Raw genomic sequence first — 19,242 nt, 5'->3', positions numbered from 1 at the left:
CGCAGCAGCCTAAGCGGCGCGGGGCTCAGACCAGGAAGAGGGTGATGGTGCTGCCCCGCGGCACGCTGGCGCCGCCGCCGGGGTCGGTGGAGAAGACGTAGCCGAGGCCGAGGTAGCCCGCGGCCTGCTCGGTGCGCACCTCGAAGCCGAGCGCCTCGAGCCGCTCGGTGGCGGCCTCGACGCCGCTCGCACGCACCTCGGGCACCTCGACCAGCTCGGGGCCGAGCGAGACCACGAAGGAGACGGTGGCGCCCCGGGTCAGCGTGCCCTCGGCGGGGTCGTGCCGGATCACCGAGCCCTCGGCGACGTCGTCGCTGAACTCCTCGCCGACCACCTCGACGCGCAGCCCGCGCTCCTCCAGCGTCGCGCGGGCGGTCTCGAGCGGGTCGCCGACCCAGTCGCCCACGCGGATCGGGCGCGGGCCCTTGCTGACCACGAGCCGCACCTCGGTGTCGGGACGCAGCGTCGTGCCCGCGGCGGGCTCGGTGCGCACGACCTGCCCGGCCGGCACCTGCTCGTGGAAGCGCTCGACCGAGCCGCCGTAGGCCAGGCCCGAGGACAGGAGCGCGTCCTGCGCCTCGTCGACGCTGCGCCCGCGCAGCCTGGGCACGTCGTAGCGCTCGGGGCCGCGGGAGAGCACCAGCGTGACGTCGCCCCCGTCGAGCACCCGCTCGCCGGCGGCCGGCTCGGTGCGCAGCACCTGACCCGCGGGCACGCTCTCGGAGAAGGCCGGCGTGCCGACCGCGACGTCGAGGCCTGCGCGCTCCAGCCGCTCGGTCGCCGCGACCTGGCCCAGCCCGGTCACACCGGGGGTCACGGTCCAGCGCGCCACGCCCCACCACCACGCGCCGGCGCCGAGGCCGGTGGCGAGCAGCAGGGCGACCAGCAGCAGCACCGGCCCGCGACGCGAGCGGCGGCGCGGTGCGGGGGTGGGCGGGAGCGGCACGGCCTGGTGCAGCGCGGGACCGGGCCACAGCTCTCCGGTCGGCTCCCCGGTCGGCTCGCTGGTCGGCTCCCCGGTCGGCTCCCCGGTCGGCTCCCCGGTCGGCTCGCTGGTCGGCTCCCCGGTCGGCTCCCCGGTCGGCTCCACTGTCACGACCCGGGTCGGCTCGGGCTCGGAGGGCTCGCGCGGCGGCGGGGGCAGCAGGTCGGCGACGAGGTCGGGGTCCTCGCGGACGCCGTCGGCGAGCGCGGAGGAGACGCGGTGCAGCTGGTGCAGCAGCACTCCGGCGTCGGCGGGGCGGTGCGAGCGGTCGCGGCTGGTGGCGCGGACCACCAGGGCGTCGACGTACGCCGGGAGACCCGGCACGAGCAGCGACGGCGGCGGGACGTCCTCGTGGACGTGCTTCCACGCGACCTGCAGCGCCGACTCGCCCTCGTGCGGCTTGCGGCCGGTGAGCAGCTCGTGGAGCACGATGCCCGCGGCGTAGACGTCGGCGCGGGCGTCGGCGCGACCGTCGACGACCAGCTCCGGCGCCAGGTAGGAGACGGTGCCGATGAGCACGCCGCCGGTCGCCGTGTGCTGGGTGTCGGCGCTGACGGCCCGGGCCAGACCGAAGTCGGCCACCTTCACACGGCCGTCGTCGGCGAGCAGGACGTTCTCGGGCTTGACGTCGCGGTGCACGATGCCGGCCCGGTGGGCGGCCGCGAGCGCGCCGACCACCGGCTCGAGCAGCGCCAGGGCGCGGGCGGGGGAGAGCGGGGCGTCGGTGCGCACCACGTCGCGCAGGGTGCGGCCCGGCACGTGCTCCATCGCGAGGAAGACCGTGCCGTGGTCGTCGCCCTGGTCGTGCACGGCCACCACGTTGGGGTGGTCGAGCCGCGCGGCCGCACGGGCCTCGCGCACGAAGCGGGCGGCGACGTCGGCGTCGTCGCCGAGGCCCTCGTGCACCACCTTCACCGCGACGAGGCGGTCGAGGCGCAGGTCGGTCGCGGTGTAGACCGTCGCCATCCCGCCGCGGGCGATGCGCTCCTCGACGCGGTAGCGGCCGTCGAGGACGCGGCCGACGAGCGGGTCGGCGGTGCGACCGGGCCCGACGGCGTGCTCCGCGACCCGGTCCACGACGTCTCCTCCACGTGGCCGGGGGGAAGGCCGGCCGCGTCCATGGTACGGACCGCGGTCGTTCGCGCCGGCGTGCGCGACGTCCCGGCGTGGCGCGCACCGCCCGCGGTGCGAGGATGGGGGCCATGAGCGCTGCTGCACCCGACGACCAGGCCCCCGACCAGCTCGCCGGTCCCGACCTCGCCGCCCTCGTCCCCGCGTGGTCGGACTGGGCGGAGACGGCGCGCGCCCTCGGCGTGACGGTGTCGAAGGTGCGTCAGTGGATCCGCGAGCACCGGCTGGCCGCGGCGGTCCCGTCGCCGGGAGCCGGTCAGCAGGTGCCCACGGAGTTCGTCCAGGACGGCGAGGTGGTCAAGGGACTCCCCGGGCTGCTGACGCTGCTGCACGACGCCGGCTTCGACGACCGCGAGGCGATCGCCTGGATCTTCACCGACGCCGACCTGCCGGGGCGCCCCATCGACGCCTTGCGCGAGAACCGCGGCTCCGAGGTGAAGCGGCGCGCCCAGGCGATGCTCTGAGCGAGCCCCTCAGAAGGCGCGCTCGGTCGCGGCGGTCGCCAGCGCGCGCAGCGCGGACCGCGCCGCCGCCGTCGTGCCGGCCTCGGCGAGCGCCTCTCGGCTGCGCTCGACGAGCGCCCCGATGACCTGCTCGACCTGGTCGGCGGCGCCGGAGGCCGAGATCACCTCGCGGAGCCGGTCGACCTGACCGGGGGAGAGGGGCGTGCCGAGCGCGGCGTCCAGCAGCGCTGCGTCGGCCGGCGGTGCGGCGTCGAGCGCCAGGGCGACCAGCACGGTGCGCTTGCCCTCGACGAGGTCGTCGCCCGCGGGCTTGCCGGTCACCTGCGGGTCGCCGTAGACGCCGAGCAGGTCGTCGCGCAGCTGGAAGGCCTCGCCCAGTGGCAGGCCGAAGGCGCTCAGGCGCCCGAGGAGGGCCGCGTCCGCGCCGGCGAGGGCGGCGCCGACGTGCAGCGGCCGCTCGATGGAGTACTTCGCCGACTTGTAGCGCAGCACCGTCATCGCCGCGTCGACGTCGGCGCGCCCGCGGGCCTGCACCGAGACGTCGAGGAACTGCCCGGCGATCACCTCGCTGCGGCACAGGTCGAGCACGTGCATCGCGGCGGCCACGCGCTCGGCGGGCAGGCCGCACGTGCGCAGCAGCTCGTCGGACCAGGTGAGCAGCAGGTCGCCGAGGAGCACGGCGGCGGCCGCGCCGAACTGCTCGGCGTCGCCCTGCCACCCCGCAGCGCGGTGCTCGGCCTCGAACGTGCGGTGGGCCGAGGGCCGGCCCCGGCGGGTGTCGGAGGCGTCCATCACGTCGTCGTGGACGAGCGCGCTCGCGTGCAGCAGCTCCAGCGCGGCGCACGCGCGCAGCAGCGCCGCCTCGTCGACGGGCGCCGGGTCGCCGCCCGGGGCGGGCACGGCGCGGTGCCCCCACCAGCAGAAGGCCGCGCGCAGCCGCTTGCCGCCGCTGACCGCCGCGCGGGCCTCCTCGACCAGCCGGGCCGCGTCGGGCCCGAGGTCCACGAGGCGCTCCACCTGGCCGTCGAGGAACGTGTCGAGGGTGGCCTGCACCCCGTCGCGGAACGCCGCGATGTCCCAGGCCCCCGCGGGCGCGTCGGCCAGCGCGGCCCCCGCCGAGGTCGACGGGGCTGTCCTCGCGGTGTCGTCCACCCGCTGAGCCTAACCACCGCCTCCGGCGTGGACACGCACCGGTGGACACGGCGCCGCCACCTACGCTGGAGCCATGCCCGCCGAGCCCCTGCGCCCCGTCCCCGACGAGGCCACCGGTCCTGACTCGCACCGCATCGGCGACGTCGTGCGCACCGGCGAGCGCGTCATCTCCTTCGAGTTCATGCCGCCGCGCGACGAGGCCGGCGCCGCGCAGCTCTGGTCGGCCATCCGCGACCTCGAGCCCTACGAGCCGACCTTCGTCTCGGTCACCTACGGCGCCGGCGGCACCACCCGCGACACCACGGTCGAGATCACGGGGCGCATCGCCCGCGAGACGGCGCTGCGGGCCATGGGCCACCTCACGTGCGTGGGCCACACCCGCCAGGAGCTCGTGGACGTCATCACCGCCTACCGCGACGCCGGTGTCCACAACATCCTGGCGCTGCGCGGCGACCCCCAGGACGGCCCGTCGGCGCCCTGGACCCCGACCGAGGGCGGCCTCTCCCATGCCGTCGAGCTCGTCGAGCTGTGCCACGAGGTCGGCGACTTCAGCGTCGGCGTCGCCGCCTTCCCCGAGAAGCACCCCGGCTCGGAGAGCCTGGAGCACGACGCGCAGGTGCTCGCCGCGAAGGCGCGCGCGGGCGCTGACTTCGCGGTCACGCAGCTGTTCTTCCGCGCCTCCGACTACGCCGAGCTGGTCGACCGCGCTGCCGCCGCCGGCTGCGACATCCCGGTGCTGCCGGGGATCATGCCGATCACCAACCTGCGCCAGGTGACCCGGATGGCCGAGCTCTCGGGCGCCGAGGTGCCCGCCTCGCTGCTCGCCCGCTTCGAGGGGCTCACCGACCCCGCCGACGTGCGCCGCGAGGGCGTGCGCATCGCCACCGAGCTGTGCGAGGAGCTGCTCGCCGCGGGCGCCCCCGGGCTGCACTTCTTCACCCTCAACCGCTCGCGCGCCACGCTCGAGATCTTCGAGGCGCTGCGCATCACCGTCTGAGGGGTCGGCCGGGGCCTCAGGCGGGCCCGACCACCTCGGCCACGAGAGCCGCGGAGAGGCCGACGAACGGCAGGCCAGCGCCCGAGGTCGCGTGCGCACCGCACGCGAGCACGCCGGGCACGGGCGTGCGCGGCCCGAGCCGGTCGGTGACGCTGCGGCGGCCCTGCCACAGCACGCCGTACGGCGAGCCGCCCCAGCGCTGGACCGCCTGCAGCGGGGAGAGGTCGTGGCGCTCGAGCACGCGCTCGCGGAGGTCGACGCCGACCCGGGCCAGGGCGCGCAGCAGGTCCTCCGACACCGGGCCGCGGCCCAGGACGGTCCACGCGGCGCGGCCGGGGGGCGCCTGGCCGCCGGTGCGCACCACGAAGGTGGTCTCGCCGTGCACGACGACCTCGGGCGGCGCGTCGTCGGGCAGGCCGGTCGCGTCCAGCGCGACGTGGGCGACCACGGGCGGCAGGGCGGGGGTCGTGCGCGCCGCGTGCGGGGCCAGGGTCGGCAGACCGCGCGGGTCGACGGCGCAGACGACCACGTCGGCGTCGACCTCGCCGGCCGCGGTGGCGACGGCCACCGCACGCCCGCCGCGCACCACGACGTCGGTGGCGGCCGTGCCCAGCGAGACCGTGACCCGGCGGGTGGCCAGACGGTCGGCGAGCGCCTCGCCGAGGCGGTGCATCCCGCCCGGCACGGTCCAGGTGCCCGAGCGCTGCTCGACGTAGGTCTCGAGGCCGACCCACCACGGCACGGCGCGGAGGTCGTGCCCACCGAGGACGGCGGGGTGCGCGGCCAGGGCGCGCAGGCGCGGGTCGCGCAGGCTGCGGCGCAGGTGGCGGTGGAGCGAGGTGCGCGAGCGCAGCAGGTCGCGTGCCTCGGCTGTGGCGAGGTCGGGCGCCCACGGCCGCTCGAAGAGGTCACGCCGCAGGGCCTCCCACGCCGGCGCGTAGGCGGCGACGTGGTCGACCCATGCCGTCCCGACGCCGGCCCCCAGGCCCTCGAGTGCCTCGAGCTGGGCGGCCCGCGAGCCGGTGGGCAGCCGCACACGGCTCCCGTCGGGGAAGCGGTGCTCCCGCGGCACCGCGAGCGGCACGAGGTCGAGCTCGCGCTCCAGCGGGCGCCCGCTCTTGCGGAAGAGGTCGCGCACCACGGCCGGCAGCGTCGTGCTGGCGGTGGCGGACTCCCAGGTGAGGTCGCCCGAGCGCACCGGCACCAGGGCGCCGCCGAGCGCTCCGGCGCGCTCGAGCAGGTGCACGTCGTGGCCGAGCTTCGCCAGCCGGGCGGCTGCGGCGGTGCCACCCAGGCCGCCGCCCACGACGACGACCCTGCTCACGGCCCGCCGGACCCGGTCGCGGGCTCGACGTCGACCTCCACCGCCCCCGTCAGGGCGACGAGCTCGTCGAAGGTGGTGGAGAAGACCGCGGCGGGGTGGCCGGCCGCGGCCCACAGCACGGGGTGGCGCCGCAGCCACGGGTCGACGTAGGTCGGGAGGGGGGCCGGGTGGGCGATCGGCGAGACGCCGCCGATGACCTGGCCGGTGCTGCGCCGCACCAGCTCGGGCGAGGCGCGGCGCAGCCTCCCGAGGCCGAGGCGGGCGGCGGTCGACGCGGTGTCGACGCGGTGTGCTCCCGAGGTGAGGAGGAGGACCGGCTGGCCCGGCTCGTCGCCGGCCGGGTCCTCCGGGCGGGCCTCGAAGACGAGGCTGTTCGCGATCGCGCCGACCTCGCAGCCGAGGGCCTCCGCCGCCAGGGCGGCGGTGTGCACGCTGTCGGGGAGCACGACCACCTCGCCGCGGCCCCCGGCAGCGGCCAGGGCCTCGCGGAAGCGGCTGACGGCGGGGGGCTCGGGGTCCACGACGACGACCCTAGTGGCCCCGGCGCCGCGCTGGACCTCCGCGCCTGCGGACCCGTTGTCCTCGTCGGTGGCGGGGTGTAGCGTCGTCGTCGTTCGAACATGCGTTCGAACGTCCACGGAGCGGCGGAGGGAGCAGTGCGGTGAGCGGAGCAGCACGGAGGGCGGCGGGCAGCGGGGACGGGTGGCACGAGGAGGTCCCCGGGCCGTTCTCGCTGCCGGCCACGACCCACTCCTACCTCGACCGCGCGGCGACCTCGCTGCAGGAGGCGATGACCGCCGCCGACGTCCCCACGCGCTACGCGTGCGCCCACGTCGCCGCGCTGCGCGCGGCCGCGGCGCTGCTCGCGGCCCGGGCCAGACCGACCGCGGGACGCCGGCGCCCCCAGACCAACGCGTGGGTCCTGCTCGCCGAGGTCGTGCCCGAGCTCGCCGAGTGGGCCGGCTTCTTCGCGGCGGGCGCGGCCAAGCGCGCGGCAGCCGAGGCGGGGTCGCGGCGAGCGGTGACCGAGCGGGAGGCCGACGACCTCGTGCGCGACGCCGACCGCTTCCTCGGGGTGGTCGAGCAGCAGCTCGGCCTCGTGCCCCACGTGCCGCTCGAGCAGCTCTCGGCGCGGGCGGCGCGCGTGACGGCGTGAGCGCGCTGCCCGGCCGGCGCCGGGGGGTGACCCCACTAGGGTGGGCCCCATGCCCGCCTCCGCGCAGACCGCCAGCGAGCGCCGCACCGCCGCCCGCACCGCCCTCGTCTGGTCGGCGCTGCGCCCGGTGCTCGAGGCGGCCGGCGACGGTGCGGCCGAGGTGCTCGACATCGGAGGTGGCACGGGTGGCTTCGCCGTGCGGGTCGCCGAGCTCGGTCACCGCGTCGTCGTGGTCGACCCCAGCCCCGACGCGCTCGCGGCCCTCGACCGCCGCGGCGCCGAGCGCGGCGTCGGCGACCGGGTCACCGGGCGGCAGGGGGACCTCGCCGACCTCCTGCAGGTCGTGGGCGAGGCGTCGGCCGACGTCGTGCTGTGCCACGGGGTGCTCGAGGTCGTCGACGACCCCGCCGCGGCCCTCGACGTCCTGCACCGGGTGCTGCGCCCCGGGGGCACCCTCAGCCTGCTGGTCGGACAGCGCCACGCGGCCGTCGTCGCCCGGGCGATGGCGGGCCACTTCCAGCAGGCCCGCGAGCTGCTCGACGCCCCCCTCGACACCCCACTCGAGCCGGGGGGACGGGCCGGGCGGCGCTTCGCCCGCGACGAGGTCGAGGCGCTGCTCCAGTCGGCCGGCCTCGCCGTCACCGAGGTCCACGGCGTGCGCGTCTTCGCCGACCTGGTGCCCGGCTCGCTGCTCGACCTCGAGCCCGGTGCGACCGACGCCCTCGTCGAGCTCGAGCGCGCCGTCGCCTCGCGCCCGGAGTACCTCCCGCTCGCCACGCAGCTGCACCTGCTCGCCACCCGCTGAGCGGCCGTGAGGGGCGGCGACGCCTCCTCGGCGTGCCCCGTGCTCCACGTCGACGTCGACGCCTTCTACGCCGCGGTCGCCCTCCGTGACCGGCCCGAGCTGCGCGACGCCCCGGTCGTCGTGGCGGGTGGCGGCCGGGGGGTCGTGCTGTGCGCCAGCTACCCCGCCCGCCGCCACGGGGTGCGCTCCGCGATGTCGGTCGTGCACGCGCGGCGCCTGTGCCCCTCGCTCGTCGTCGTCCCGCCGGACTTCGCAGCGTTCTCCCGGGCCTCGGCCTCGGTGCTCGAGGCCTTCCGGTCGGTGACCCCGCGCGTCGAGGTCGTCTCGCTCGAGGAGGCCTTCCTCGACGTCCGCGGCGCCCACCGCCACGGCACACCCCTGCAGCTCGCCCAGCGGTTGCGGGCGCTGGTGCACGACGAGCAGGGGCTCACCTGCTCGGTCGGCGTCGCGCCGACCCGGTCGGTGGCGAAGGTCGCCAGCCGCCGGGCCAAGCCCGACGGCGTCGTCGTCGTGCCGCCGGAGGAGGTCGCCGCCTTCCTGCGCCCGCTCGACGTCGGCGCCCTGTGGGGCGTGGGGGACAAGACTCGCGAGCGCCTGCACCGCCTGGGGCTGCGCACCGTCGGCGACCTCGCCGACGCCCCCCTCGAGCTGCTCGAGGGCCGCCTCGGCCCCGGCGCTGCCCGCCAGCTGCAGACCCTGGCCCGTGGTGAGGACCGGCGGGAGGTGCGCGACCGGCGGGGGCCGACCGAGCCCGACCGCAGCACGGGTGCCGACGCGACCTTGGCCCGCGACACCACCGACCGGGCCGTGCTGCACCGCGAGCTGCTGCGCCTCTCGGCCCGCCTCACCGGTCGGATGCGCCGCGGGGGAGTGGTCGGGCGCACGCTGACCCTCAAGGTGCGCTACTCCGACTTCACCACCCTGACCCGGTCGCGGACGCTGCCGGAGCCGACCGACGTGACCCAGGAGGTCTACCGCACGGCGACCGACCTGCTCGACGCCCTGCTCGACCGACCCGGCTCGCGCGGGCGCGGCGTACGCCTCGTGGGGGTGCGCGCCGAGCACCTGGTGCGGCGCAGCGAGGTGCACCACCAGCTCGTGCTGGGCGAGCCCGAGCACGGCTGGGCCGAGGCCGACCGGGCGGTCGACCGGGCGACCGGGCGCTTCGGTGCGGCGGCCGTCCGGCCGGCCTCGCTGCTGCCCGGCGCGCCCGACCGGCGGCCTGCCTGAGAGCCGCGCAAGATTTTCCGGGGTCCGCTACCCACGTGACCACCCCCTGCCTATCCTGGAGTGACCGGGCTCGCACTGCCCGGGTCGACGCCGGGATGACACTCGTGGAGGAACCGTGCCGCTCTCGGAAGAGGAGCTGCGAATGCTCGAGCAGATGGAGCGCGCCCTCGTCGAGGAGGACCCGAAGTTCGCCAACACGCTGCGCGGCACCGCGATGCGGCGCAACGCGCGCCGTCGCGCGATCCTCGCGGGCGTCGTGTTCGCGGCCGGCATCACGGTCCTCATGACCGGTGCGGTGCTCCGGATCACCCCGGTCGGCATCGTCGGCTTCGTGATCATGCTGGGCGCCGCGACCGTGGGGCTCACCGCCCTGCGCGGCCAGGCGGCCCAGGGTGGCGCCGCCCCCGCGGCGCCCACCGGCGTCGAGGGCCTCAGCCTGGTCCAGGGCGGCCGCTCCTCGCGCCGCACCAAGCAGCCGCGTCAGCGCGCGCAGGGCTCGTTCCTCGAGCGCATGGAGCAGCGCTGGCGTCGTCGCCGTGAGGGCTACTGAGCCGTTGCTCCCCGCCGGTGCCGCGAGCAGCGGCACCCCTGGCGTCCTGACGGGGTCAGTGCACCTGGTCGGCGAGCACCGGACCGACCGGGTGGTCGAGGCCTCGGTCGCGTCGCAGCACCGAGCGCGGCGCCCACTCGGCCCGCACCCGGGCCCGCGGGCTGACGCCGCTCGCCACGGCCTCGAGCACCAGCTCGGTGTCGCGCCGCGCGTCGGTCGCCAGCCCCGCGCGTCCCCTCGTCTCGGCGGGCGCGGCGTCGGCGGGCGCGGCGTACCACTCGTGCTCGACGAGGCGGGCGAGCCGCGCGAGCGCGGCGTCGGCGCTGACGGGACCGGACGCGAGGGCCGGCCCGAGCGCGCGTCGCGTCTCGGCCGGTGACCGGCCACCGGGCCAGGCGACCCCGAGGTCGCGGCACCCGTCCTGCAGGGCCCGCCAGGCCGTGCTGCCGACGCCGGCGCGGCCCTGCGCCGCGTCGGCCCACCGGCGCCGGGTGCGCGCGCGGTGGAGGGCGCGGGGCACGAGGGCGACGGCGACGAGCAGGGCCAGGGTCAGGAGCGTGAGCACCACGGCCCGCCACGGCGTGCCGTCGCCGTCGGTGCGCGCGTCGGCCGCCTCGGGGGCCTCGTCGGGCGCGGGTGCGGGCGAGGCGGCACCGCCGCGGTCGGGGTCGAGCGGGTCGACGCCGACCTGGCCCTCCGGCGCCGCGGGTGCGGGAGCGGGGGCGTCGCCGACGGTCCACGGCGGCGGCACCTGGGCGCGCCCACCCGGACCGCCCGGCGTGGGCTCGAAGCGCACCCACCCCTGACCGGCGAAGAACAGCTCGGGCCAGGCGTGGAGGTCGTCGGTGCTGTACTCGAACTCGCCCGGGGCGACCTGGGTGGGCTCGAGGAAGCCCATGGCCACCCGCGACGGGATGCCCACCACGCGGGCCATCACGGCCATGGCCGAGGCGAACTGCTCGCAGTAGCCCCGCCGGCCGTCGGCGTCGTCGGTGAGGAAGGCGACGAGGTCGTCGCTGCCGTTGCCGGCGGGCGCCTCCAGGGTGTACTGGAAGTCGCCGCCGACCCGGAAGAACGCCTGCAGCGCCTTGGCCTGGTCGAGCGCGGTGCCGTCGCCGGCCGCCTCGCGCGCCAGGTCGGTGACCAGGGCCGGCAGCTCGGGCAGCTCGGTGTAGACGGGGTCGACCAGGTCGCTGCCGGGCAGCGCGTCGTCGAGGGCGGCCTCGTCGAAGGCGGGCTCGAGGCCGGTGGCGCTCCACGAGAGCCCCGCGGTGGTGAGGCCGCCGTCCTCGTCGGTGGCCAGGACGTCGAGCGTCGACAGGTCGTACTTCCAGTTGCCCGGGGCGTCGACGGAGCGTAGCGGGAACGGCACGGGCAGCCACTCCGAGCGCAGGGCGTCGGTGGCCTCGAAGGCGTAGGCGAAGCGGTCGCTGCGCGCGGCCACCTCGGCGTCGACGCCGGTCGCGGGCAGGCCGCTGCCGTCGGCGCGCTGCGTGTCGGGCAGGTCGCGGCCGCCGCTGGTCCACGCGTTGTCGGAGAAGCGCTCGAGCACCGTGATGCGGAGGTAGTCGGGGTCGGGGTCGTCGGTGCGCACCCGCAGCAGGGGGACGTCGTCGCGCTCGCGCAGGTCGCGCCGCAGGTCGACCATGGGGTCGTCGAGCTCGATCTCGCCGTCGCCGCCGGGCCCCAGGCCACCCTCGAAGAGGGTCAGCCCGGCGCTCGGGGCCGACACCGGAGCCAGCAGGGCGAGGACCGTCACCGCGGCACCGACCGCGGCGGCGCCCAGGCGCGCCGCGAGCGGGCGCCCCAGGACGGCGGGCCCGCCGCCGGCCAGACCGCGGCCCCACCGCTCCACCTGCTCGTCCTCCTGCAGCGCCAGCACCAGGAGGTAGCCGACGGCCACGAGGGCGAAGACCGGCCACGGCGCGCCGTCGCCGAGCATGCTGACCGGGAGCGCGTAGACGGTCAGCAGCGGCAGGCCGGCCAGGGCCGCACGCCGCAGCGTGCCGGCGAGCAGGTCGACCAGCACCAGGCAGGCGAGGCCCCCGAGCACGAGCAGCGGAGCGATGCTGGGGGCGTCGGCGGGCACGGGCGCGGCGTACTCCTGGGCGGAGGCGACGGCTCCGCGCAGCCGCGAGACCAGCCGTTCGACGGTGCCGGGGCCCGGCACCGCCGTGCCGGCCACCAGCGCCACGGCCACGAGGCCCGACCCCGCGACCTGGCCGACGACCAGCAGGGGACCGGGCACGCGCGCCCACCGGCCGACGGCGCCACCGACGGCGACCAGCACCGCGAGCAGGAGCAGCGGCACCAGCCACGGGGAAGAGTCGACGCTGAAGCCCCGCCACGCCCACGTCGCCGCCCAGGTCGTGAGGGCGGCTGCGAGCGCGAGGGCGAGGTGGTGCCCGAGACCGTCGAGCCCGTCGAAGCCGTCGCGCCGCTCGCGGGTGGGCGGTGGGGTGGTCACGGCGTGGCCCCGGACGCAGCCGGCCGTGCAGCCGACGACGGGCGCCCGCGGCGCGCCAGCTGCTGCCAGGCGGTGTCGAGGCGGTCGCGCGGGCCGAGCACGACGACGCGCCACCCCTGCGCCGCCAGCAGGGCGGCGGCGTCGGACTCGCCGGGGTGGCGCCGACCGCCGGCGCCCCAGTGGTCCACGTCGAGGACGATCGCGAGTGCCGGGTCGGCGTGGGCGGCCAGCCGCCGCAGCGCGGGCACGTCCTCGGGACCGAGCGCCCCGAAGACGCCGACCAGCAGGCCCGACCTGCCCTCGCCGAGCCACCGGGTGTCGAGGGTCGGCGTGGTCGCGGGACGGAGCACGGCGAGCGACTCGAGCAGGGCGTCGGCGGTGGCCTGCGCCTCGCGCAGGTGGCCGTGGGAGGTCGGGTCCTCGCCCGAGGCGGTGACCAGCTGGACGCCGTAGCCACGACGGGCGAGGTGGACGCCCACCGAGGCGGCGGCCGAGACGGCGGCCTCGAGGGTGGAGGCGATGCCCTGGCCACGGTGGGCGCGGGCACGGTGGTCGAGCACGATCGTCACCCGCGACTGCCACGGCTGCTCCTCGCGGCGCACCATCAGCTCGCCGCGTCGCGCCGAGCTGCGCCAGTGCACGCGACGCAGCTCGTCGCCGCGGCGGTACTCGCGGACCGTGACGTCCTCCGCGCTGCCGACGGCGAAGGCGCGGGGCCGGTCGTCCCCGGCGCCGCGCTGCCCGCCCTCGACCGGCACGGCGGGCAGCGGGACGGTGCGGGGGGTGACCACCAGGGGAGCGGTGCCGCGGAAGGAGCGGCCCAGCTCGACCATGCCGAAGGGGTCGCGCACCCGCACCGTCATGGGGCCGACCTCGAAGCGACCGCGCACCTCCGAGCGCACCACGTGGTCCACCGTGCGGCGCCACCCGGGGCCGATGCCCTCGACCACGAAGCGCGGGCGGGTGCCCAGCACGTAGGGTAGCTGGTCCTCGAGCAGCAGCGCGCCGCTCGGGAGCCGGCCCTCGTTGGTGAGCGTGAGGCGCACCCGCGCGGCCTGGCCTGCGGCGAGGTGCTGCGGGGAGACCACGCGCTCGAGCGCGAGGCGGTAGCGGCTGCGGGCCAGGACCAGCGCGCAGACCAGCGGGAGCGCGAGCACCAGCAGCCCGGCGCGCACGAGCGGCTCCTGGCCGACCACCAGCGCGCACACCACCGTGGTCGTGCCCGCGGCGAGGAAGGCGCGACCCCGCACGGTGAGGGCGCCGAGCGCCTCGCGCAGCGGGTTCACGGAGTCGTCCAGCCCGGCGTCGGCGTCACCGGGGCGCCGGCTCGGGCACCGGCACCGCGCCCAGCAGCGCGTCGAGCACCTGCGCGGGGGAGCGGCCGGCCATCGCGGCCTCGGCGCTGGGGAGCAGCCGGTGGGCCAGCACGGTCGGGGCGAGCAGCCGGAGGTCGTCGGGCAGGACGTACGCGCGACCCTGCAGCGCGGCGTACGCCTTGCCGGCGCGCACCAGGTGGAGCGTGGCGCGGGGGGAGGCGCCGAGCTGCAGGTCGCTGCTGCGGCGGGTGGCCGTCGTGATCGCCACGGCGTAGCGCCGGACCGGCTCGGAGACGTGCACCGAGGTCACGACCTCGATCAGCTTGCGGACCTCGGCGGCGTCGGTGACGGCGTCGATCTCCTCGAGCGGGTGACCGCCGGTGTGCGAGGCGACCATCGCCAGCTCGGCGGACTCGACGGGGTAGCCGATCGAGACCCGGGCCATGAACCGGTCGCGCTGGGCCTCGGGCAGGGCGTAGGTGCCCTCCATCTCCACGGGGTTCTGCGTCGCGATGACCATGAAGGGCGACTCGAGGGTCCACGTCGAGCCGTCGACGCTCACCTGCCGCTCCTCCATGCACTCGAGGAGGGCCGACTGGGTCTTCGGCGAGGCGCGGTTGATCTCGTCGCCGACCACGATGTTGGCGAAGATCCCGCCGGGGCGGAACTCGAACTCGCGCGTCGACTGGTTGAAGACCGACACACCGGTCACGTCGGAGGGCAGCAGGTCGGGCGTGAACTGCAGGCGCCGCACCGTGGCGTCGATGCTGCGGGCCAGCGCCTTGCTGAGCATGGTCTTGCCGACGCCGGGGACGTCCTCGAGCAGCAGGTGGCCCTCGGCCAGCATCACCACGAGCGCGGTCGTGACGACGTCGGGCTTGCCCTCGATGACCCGCTCGACGTTGCGGCGGACCCGGTCGGTGACCCGGGCGACCAGCTCGAGGTCGGTGCCGTCGGTGGGGCCGGTGCCGCCGCCGCTGCCGGTCTCGTCGGTGCCGCCGCGCGCAGGGTGCTCTGCCAAGGCCCGGTCCTCCCTCCCGTGGCCCGTCGTCGCCCGACGGGGTGGCCCCCACCGTATGCGGCACCGGCAACCGCTGTCGCCGGACACGGCGGGCCGGCCGTGCAGCCCGCCGGGCGCGCCCGACACCCCGCACACCACCGCGTCCTCCACTCCGCTCCACCCCGGCGCTCCCCAGCACCGCCCGAGGCGGCGTACGCCGTGCGCGGCAACGACTCCGCGCCGTCGCGAGGTGGTCTGCACCACCGCCCCTGATCGCGCCCTGAGCAGGGCAGATGTGCCCGGGGTCGTTGACGGTGGGGGAAAGTGGCGTAAAGTGGTGCGCAGTGGAGGAAGTGGCGGCACGAGTGGAGGTGGCCGGTGTTCTTCGGCACCTACACCCCCAAGCTCGACGACAAGGGCCGGCTCTTCCTCCCGGCGAAGTTCAGGGACGAGCTGGCGGAGGGACTCGTGGTGACCCGAGGGCAGGAGCGGTGCCTCACGGTGTGGTCCCTGGCCGACTTCAGCCGCATGACCGACCGGCTCCGCGAGGCGCCGGTGACCAACAAGGCCACCCGTGACTACGTGCGCATGCTCTTCGCCGCCGCCTCCCAGGAGGTGCCGGACAAGCAGGGGCGCATCGGCATCCCGGCGACGCTGCGCGACTACGCCTCGCTCACCCGCGACGTGATGGTCATCGGGGCGATGAACCGGGTGGAGATCTGGGACCCGCAGTCCTGGGCCACCTACTCCGAGGAGCAGGAGCAGAAGTTCGCCGAGCTCAGCGACGAGGTTTTCCCGGGCATCTGACGGGCGGCAGGCACAGCAGGACCGGCAGCACCAGCAGACAACAGCACAGCGGACGCGCAGGACGAGGTCTCGGACCCGCTCTCCCGTCGACGTCTGGAGCCACTTCCCCGGCCCCAGAAGCCGGCACTCCCAGGAGAGCGGGACGGGACCTGGCCCGGCGGGTCCGCCCGTGCACCGCAGCACGCACACGAGTCGGCCGTGGGGGCCGGAGGGTGGGGTCGAGATGAGGGTCCAGGCGCACGCCGGGCACCCCGTTCCGTCGGGGCACGCAGGCGGGCCGACGCGGCGCGTGCGCCACCAGGCGCGCGAGGCGGTCGCCGTCATGGCGTTCTCCGCGGCCACCTCGGCCGGCACGGCCGTCCTGCTGCTGCTCCTCGCCAGCGTGGGCCGGTAGGCCCGTGACCACCCCCCACCACGTCCCGGTGCTGCTGGACCGGGTCGTCGCGCTCCTCGCGCCCGCACTGCGCGGTGACGGTGCGGCCCCGCCCGTCCTGGTCGACTGCACCCTCGGCCTCGGCGGGCACACCGAGGCCGTGCTCCGTGCCGTGCCCGGGTGCCGCGTGGTGGGCGTCGACCGCGACCCGCAGGCGCTCGCGCTGGCGGCGGAGCGGCTGGCGCCGCACGGCGACCGGTTCACCGGCGTGCACGCGGTCTACGACGAGCTGCCGCAGGTGCTCGACGACCTCGGGCTCGGCCGCAGCGGCGGCGTCGGCGCGGTGCTCTTCGACCTCGGGGTCTCCTCCATGCAGCTCGACGTGGCCGAGCGCGGCTTCGCCTACCGCGAGGACGCCCCCCTCGACATGCGCATGGACGGCACCGCCGGCCGCACCGCGGCCGACGTCCTCAACACCTACGACGCCGCCGAGCTGACCCGGGTGCTCCGCGACTTCGGCGAGGAGAAGTTCGCGCGCAAGATCGCGGCCGCCGTCGTGCGCGAGCGCGCCCGCGCGCCGTTCACGACCTCCGGCCGGCTCGTGGAGCTGCTGTACGCCGAGATCCCGGCGCCGGCGCGCCGCACCGGCGGCCACCCGGCCAAGCGCACCTTCCAGGCGCTGCGCATGGAGGTCAACGACGAGCTGGCCGTGCTGCGCCGCGCCCTCCCGGCCGCCCTCGACGCCGTCGCGGTCGACGGACGCGTCGTGGTCGAGGCCTACCACTCCCTCGAGGACCGCCTGGTCAAGCAGGCCTTCGCCGAGGTGACCCGCTCGACCGTCCCCGACGACCTCCCCTTCGTGCCCGCGGACCAGGAGCCCCCCTTCCGCACCGTCACCCGGGGCGCGGAGAAGGCCCCGGCCGACGAGGTCGAGCACAACCCCCGCGCCGCCTCCGTGCGGCTGCGGGCCGTCCAGCGCACCCGTCCCACGAGAGGAGCCGCGTCGTGAGCGGTGTCGTCGCCCCCGCACAGCGCCACCACCAGGGCCGGCCCGAGCGCCACGAGCAGCCGGGCCGCGCCCCGCTGTCGGTGGTGCCGCGCGTCCGCACCCGCGCCGCGCGGGTGCCCTTCGTCTCGCTCGTGAGCCTGCTGCTGCTGGGCGGCGTCGTGGGGCTGCTGCTCTTCAACACCTCCATGCAGCAGGCTTCCTTCGCCACCACCGCGCTCGAGCGGCAGGCCGCCACCCTCGCGGCGCGGCAGCAGACGCTGCAGGTCGAGCTCGACGCGCTGCGCTCGCCGCAGCGGGTGGCCGAGCAGGCGCGGGCCCTCGGCATGGTGCTGCCCGCGGCCCCGACCTTCCTCGACCTGCGCACCGACGAGGTCGTGGGCGGGCCCACCGGCGGCGAGGCGCCGGCCCCGCTCGACGTGCGCCTCCAGCCGAAGCCGCCGGTCAAGCCGGCCGTGCTCGCTCCTGCGCCCGTCGTGGTCGAGGTGCCCGCGTCCCGCGACGACGCGGCCGGCGCCGCTGGTCCGGACCGGTCCGGCGACACCGGCGAGGCGTCCCGGGAGACCCCCGGCGCGCAGGGTAGGAATGGCGCGCAGGCCCGGTCCGAGCAGCGTGCCGGCCAGCGTGACGGCCAGCGTGACGGGCAGCGTGACGGCCGGCGTGGACAGGGGGGAGGCGGGCGGTGACCTCGACGCGCGGCCCCGCCCGACGCCCCGCCCGGCCTGCCCGTCCCGCCCGGAGGGGCGCGCCCCACGTGCGGCTGCGCGTCGGCTTCGTGGTCATCGCGATGGTGCTCTCGGTCTTCGGTGCCCGCCTGGTCCAGCTGCAGGGCCTCGACCCCCGCTCGTACGCCGCGATGGCGGCCGCCTCCGGCGTCGTCGAGGTGACCCTCCCGGCGGCGCGCGGGGCGATCCTCGACCGCAACGGCGCCCCGCTCGCCGAGGCCGTCGACGGCCTCATGGTCGTCGCCGACCCCGCGATGACCGCCGAGGACGCCCCCGAGCTCGCCCGGCTGCTCTCGCAGCGCCTCGACGTCGACTACTTCGAGACCCTGGAGCGGCTGCGCAAGGAGGGCACCCGCTTCCAGTACGTCGCGCGGCGCGTCCCCTCCACGCTGGCCACCGACGTGGTCGAGGAGGTGGCAGCGGCCGGCTTCCGCGGCATCGACACCCGTCGCGACCCGCTGCGCACCTACCCGGCCGAGGACGTCGCGGCGAACCTCGTGGGCTTCACCGGCGCGGAGGGCCAGGCCCTGGGCGGTCTCGAGCTGACCTTCGACGCCCTGCTGTCGGGCACCGACGGGTCGGAGCGCTACGAGGTCGGCGGCGGCAACCGGATCCCGCTGGGGGAGCAGACCACGACCGAGCCGGTCGACGGCCAGGACCTCACCTTGACCCTCGACCGCGACGAGCAGTTCTTCGTCCAGCGCGTGCTGCGCCAGACGGTCGAGGACGCCCGCGCCGACTCCGGTGTCGCGATCGTGATGGACACCCGCACCGGCGAGGTGCTCGCGCTCGCCGACCACCCGACCTTCGACGCCAACGCCCCGCTGGCCTCCGCCGAGGACGACCTCGGCTCGCGAGCGATGAGCGACGTCTACGAGCCGGGGTCGGTGCAGAAGGTGGTGACGGCCGCCGCGCTGCTCGACGCGGGCCTGGTCACCCCCGAGACCCGCATCGCGGTGCCGCCCAGGCTGCTCAGCGGCGACCGCTACATCAAGGACTACTTCGAGCACGGCCGCCTGCGGCTCACGCTGACCGGCGCCATCGCCAAGTCGTCGAACATCGGCACCGTGCTCGCGGCCGACGAGATGTCGGCGGTGCGGATGCACCGCTACATGACGGCCTTCGGCCTGGGTCGGCGCACCGGCGTGGGCGTGCGCGGCGAGACCCCGGGCATCCTGCCCGACGGCGCGACCTGGACGCCGATGGGCAAGGACCGCATCGCCTTCGGCCAGGCGATGTCGGTCAACGCGCTGCAGATGGCGGCGGCCGTCAACACGATCGCCAACGGCGGGGTCCACGTCTCGCCGAGCCTGGTCGAGGGCACCGCCCGGGCCGACGACGGCACCGTGGTGGGCACCGGCACCACCGTCGAGCGCCGCGTCATCAGCGAGCAGGCCGCCCGCGACACGGCACTGATGATGGAGCGGGTCCTCGACCCCGAGGACGGCGTCGCGCCGGGTGCCGCCGTGCCGGGCTACCGCGTGGCCGGCAAGACCGGCACCGCGCAGCGCGTCGGCGCGGACTGCGCCTGCTACGACGGCACCTTCACCGTCTCCTTCGCCGGCTTCGCGCCCGCTGACGACCCGCGCTTCACCGTCTACGTCGTCGTGCAGAACCCCCGCAACGGTGGCGGCGGCGGCTCGGTCGCCGGCCCGGCCTTCGCCAAGATCATGGGCCACGTGCTGCGCCGCTACGCCGTGCCGCCGACGCAGACGCCGCCCTCGGACCTGCCGGTCGAGTGGTGACCCCGGGCT

17 protein-coding genes are annotated in these 19,242 nt (G+C 76.8%); 10 read left to right on the top strand and 7 right to left on the bottom strand.

The features are described from left to right. Positions 1–25: 25 nt before the first annotated feature. The gene (gene pknB / locus BJ989_RS12900) at positions 26–2,062 is read right to left on the bottom strand and encodes a Stk1 family PASTA domain-containing Ser/Thr kinase (RefSeq protein WP_343049347.1); all 2,037 of its coding nucleotides are present in this window, start codon (positions 2,060–2,062) and stop codon (positions 26–28) included. A gap of 125 nt (positions 2,063–2,187) precedes the next feature. On the opposite strand from pknB, the gene BJ989_RS12895 reads away from it, so the two are divergent. After that, positions 2,188–2,580 (top strand): Rv2175c family DNA-binding protein, encoded by a 393-nt coding sequence (locus BJ989_RS12895; protein ID WP_179518540.1) that lies wholly within the window; start codon positions 2,188–2,190, stop codon positions 2,578–2,580. Positions 2,581–2,589: 9 nt separating this feature from the next. Here the strand turns inward: BJ989_RS12895 and BJ989_RS12890 are convergent, their stop codons facing one another. After that, positions 2,590–3,732 carry a polyprenyl synthetase family protein gene (locus BJ989_RS12890; RefSeq protein WP_425489996.1) on the bottom strand — a complete coding sequence of 381 codons (1,143 nt, stop codon included), beginning with the start codon at positions 3,730–3,732 and terminating at the stop codon, positions 2,590–2,592. 73 nt (positions 3,733–3,805) lie between these two features. On the opposite strand from BJ989_RS12890, the gene metF reads away from it, so the two are divergent. Then, complete coding sequence (metF, locus tag BJ989_RS12885; RefSeq protein WP_179518539.1) at positions 3,806–4,729, top strand: methylenetetrahydrofolate reductase [NAD(P)H]; 924 nt, start codon at positions 3,806–3,808, stop codon at positions 4,727–4,729. 16 nt (positions 4,730–4,745) lie between these two features. Here metF and BJ989_RS12880 read toward each other — a convergent pair whose 3' ends face one another. Together BJ989_RS12880 and BJ989_RS12875 are read right to left on the bottom strand one after the other, a co-directional pair. After that, the gene (locus BJ989_RS12880) at positions 4,746–6,053 is read right to left on the bottom strand and encodes an FAD-dependent oxidoreductase (RefSeq protein ID WP_179518538.1); all 1,308 of its coding nucleotides are present in this window, start codon (positions 6,051–6,053) and stop codon (positions 4,746–4,748) included. Continuing rightward, positions 6,050–6,574, bottom strand: a complete 525-nt coding sequence (locus tag BJ989_RS12875; protein WP_179518537.1) for a YbaK/EbsC family protein — start codon at positions 6,572–6,574, stop codon at positions 6,050–6,052. Before BJ989_RS12875 ends, BJ989_RS12880 begins: the two co-directional genes overlap by 4 nt. Before the next feature lie 140 nt (positions 6,575–6,714). Between BJ989_RS12875 and BJ989_RS12870 the strand changes: the two genes are divergently transcribed. The 4 genes from BJ989_RS12870 (at position 6,715) to BJ989_RS12855 (ending at position 9,794) form a co-directional block, all read left to right on the top strand. After that, positions 6,715–7,209, top strand: a complete 495-nt coding sequence (locus tag BJ989_RS12870; RefSeq protein ID WP_343049345.1) for an SAV_6107 family HEPN domain-containing protein — start codon at positions 6,715–6,717, stop codon at positions 7,207–7,209. A gap of 49 nt (positions 7,210–7,258) precedes the next feature. Beyond that, on the top strand, positions 7,259–8,014 hold the full coding sequence (locus tag BJ989_RS12865; protein WP_179518536.1) for a methyltransferase domain-containing protein: 756 nt from the start codon (positions 7,259–7,261) through the stop codon (positions 8,012–8,014). 6 nt (positions 8,015–8,020) lie between these two features. After that, a complete protein-coding gene (dinB, locus tag BJ989_RS12860; protein ID WP_179518535.1) occupies positions 8,021–9,244 on the top strand; it encodes a DNA polymerase IV in 1,224 nt (407 codons plus the stop codon). A 115-nt stretch (positions 9,245–9,359) separates the two neighbouring features. After that, positions 9,360–9,794, top strand: coding sequence for a DUF3040 domain-containing protein (locus BJ989_RS12855; protein WP_179518534.1), 435 nt, complete (start codon positions 9,360–9,362; stop codon positions 9,792–9,794). 55 nt (positions 9,795–9,849) lie between these two features. On the opposite strand, the gene BJ989_RS12850 is transcribed toward BJ989_RS12855, so the two are convergent. From BJ989_RS12850 to BJ989_RS12840, 3 genes are read right to left on the bottom strand one after another with little or no spacing between them, the layout of a single operon-like run. After that, positions 9,850–12,261 (bottom strand): transglutaminaseTgpA domain-containing protein, encoded by a 2,412-nt coding sequence (locus BJ989_RS12850; protein WP_179518533.1) that lies wholly within the window; start codon positions 12,259–12,261, stop codon positions 9,850–9,852. After that, entirely contained in the window at positions 12,258–13,547 is a 1,290-nt protein-coding gene (locus BJ989_RS12845; protein WP_343049344.1) for a DUF58 domain-containing protein, read from the bottom strand. Before BJ989_RS12845 ends, BJ989_RS12850 begins: the two co-directional genes overlap by 4 nt. Positions 13,548–13,572: 25 nt before the next feature. Next, positions 13,573–14,514 carry an AAA family ATPase gene (locus BJ989_RS12840; RefSeq protein WP_246284148.1) on the bottom strand — a complete coding sequence of 314 codons (942 nt, stop codon included), beginning with the start codon at positions 14,512–14,514 and terminating at the stop codon, positions 13,573–13,575. A gap of 441 nt (positions 14,515–14,955) precedes the next feature. Here BJ989_RS12840 and mraZ point away from each other — a divergent pair, with 441 nt between their 5' ends. From mraZ to BJ989_RS12815, 4 genes are all read left to right on the top strand, one after another. Next, entirely contained in the window at positions 14,956–15,384 is a 429-nt protein-coding gene (mraZ, locus tag BJ989_RS12835) for a division/cell wall cluster transcriptional repressor MraZ (protein ID WP_179518532.1), read from the top strand. 398 nt (positions 15,385–15,782) lie between these two features. After that, a complete protein-coding gene (gene rsmH, locus BJ989_RS12825; protein WP_179518530.1) occupies positions 15,783–16,766 on the top strand; it encodes a 16S rRNA (cytosine(1402)-N(4))-methyltransferase RsmH in 984 nt (327 codons plus the stop codon). Beyond that, positions 16,763–17,449, top strand: coding sequence for a cell division protein FtsL (gene ftsL, locus BJ989_RS12820; RefSeq protein ID WP_179518529.1), 687 nt, complete (start codon positions 16,763–16,765; stop codon positions 17,447–17,449). Before rsmH ends, ftsL begins: the two co-directional genes overlap by 4 nt. Before the next feature lie 68 nt (positions 17,450–17,517). Then, positions 17,518–19,233, top strand: a complete 1,716-nt coding sequence (locus BJ989_RS12815; RefSeq protein WP_343049343.1) for a peptidoglycan D,D-transpeptidase FtsI family protein — start codon at positions 17,518–17,520, stop codon at positions 19,231–19,233. Positions 19,234–19,242: the final 9 nt, after the last annotated feature.

The organism is Nocardioides perillae (assembly GCF_013409425.1).
Lineage (GTDB): Bacteria > Actinomycetota > Actinomycetes > Propionibacteriales > Nocardioidaceae > Nocardioides > Nocardioides perillae.
Note: the sequence above shows the minus strand (reverse complement) of the source record. Positions and strands in the feature narration are given on the sequence as shown.

Coding starts and splice junctions, on each gene's coding strand:
- BJ989_RS12895 (WP_179518540.1), top strand. CDS start 2,188: ATGAGCGCTGCTGCACCCGACGACCAGGCCCCCGACCAGCTCGCCGGT.
- BJ989_RS12865 (WP_179518536.1), top strand. CDS start 7,259: ATGCCCGCCTCCGCGCAGACCGCCAGCGAGCGCCGCACCGCCGCCCGC.
- metF (WP_179518539.1), top strand. CDS start 3,806: ATGCCCGCCGAGCCCCTGCGCCCCGTCCCCGACGAGGCCACCGGTCCT.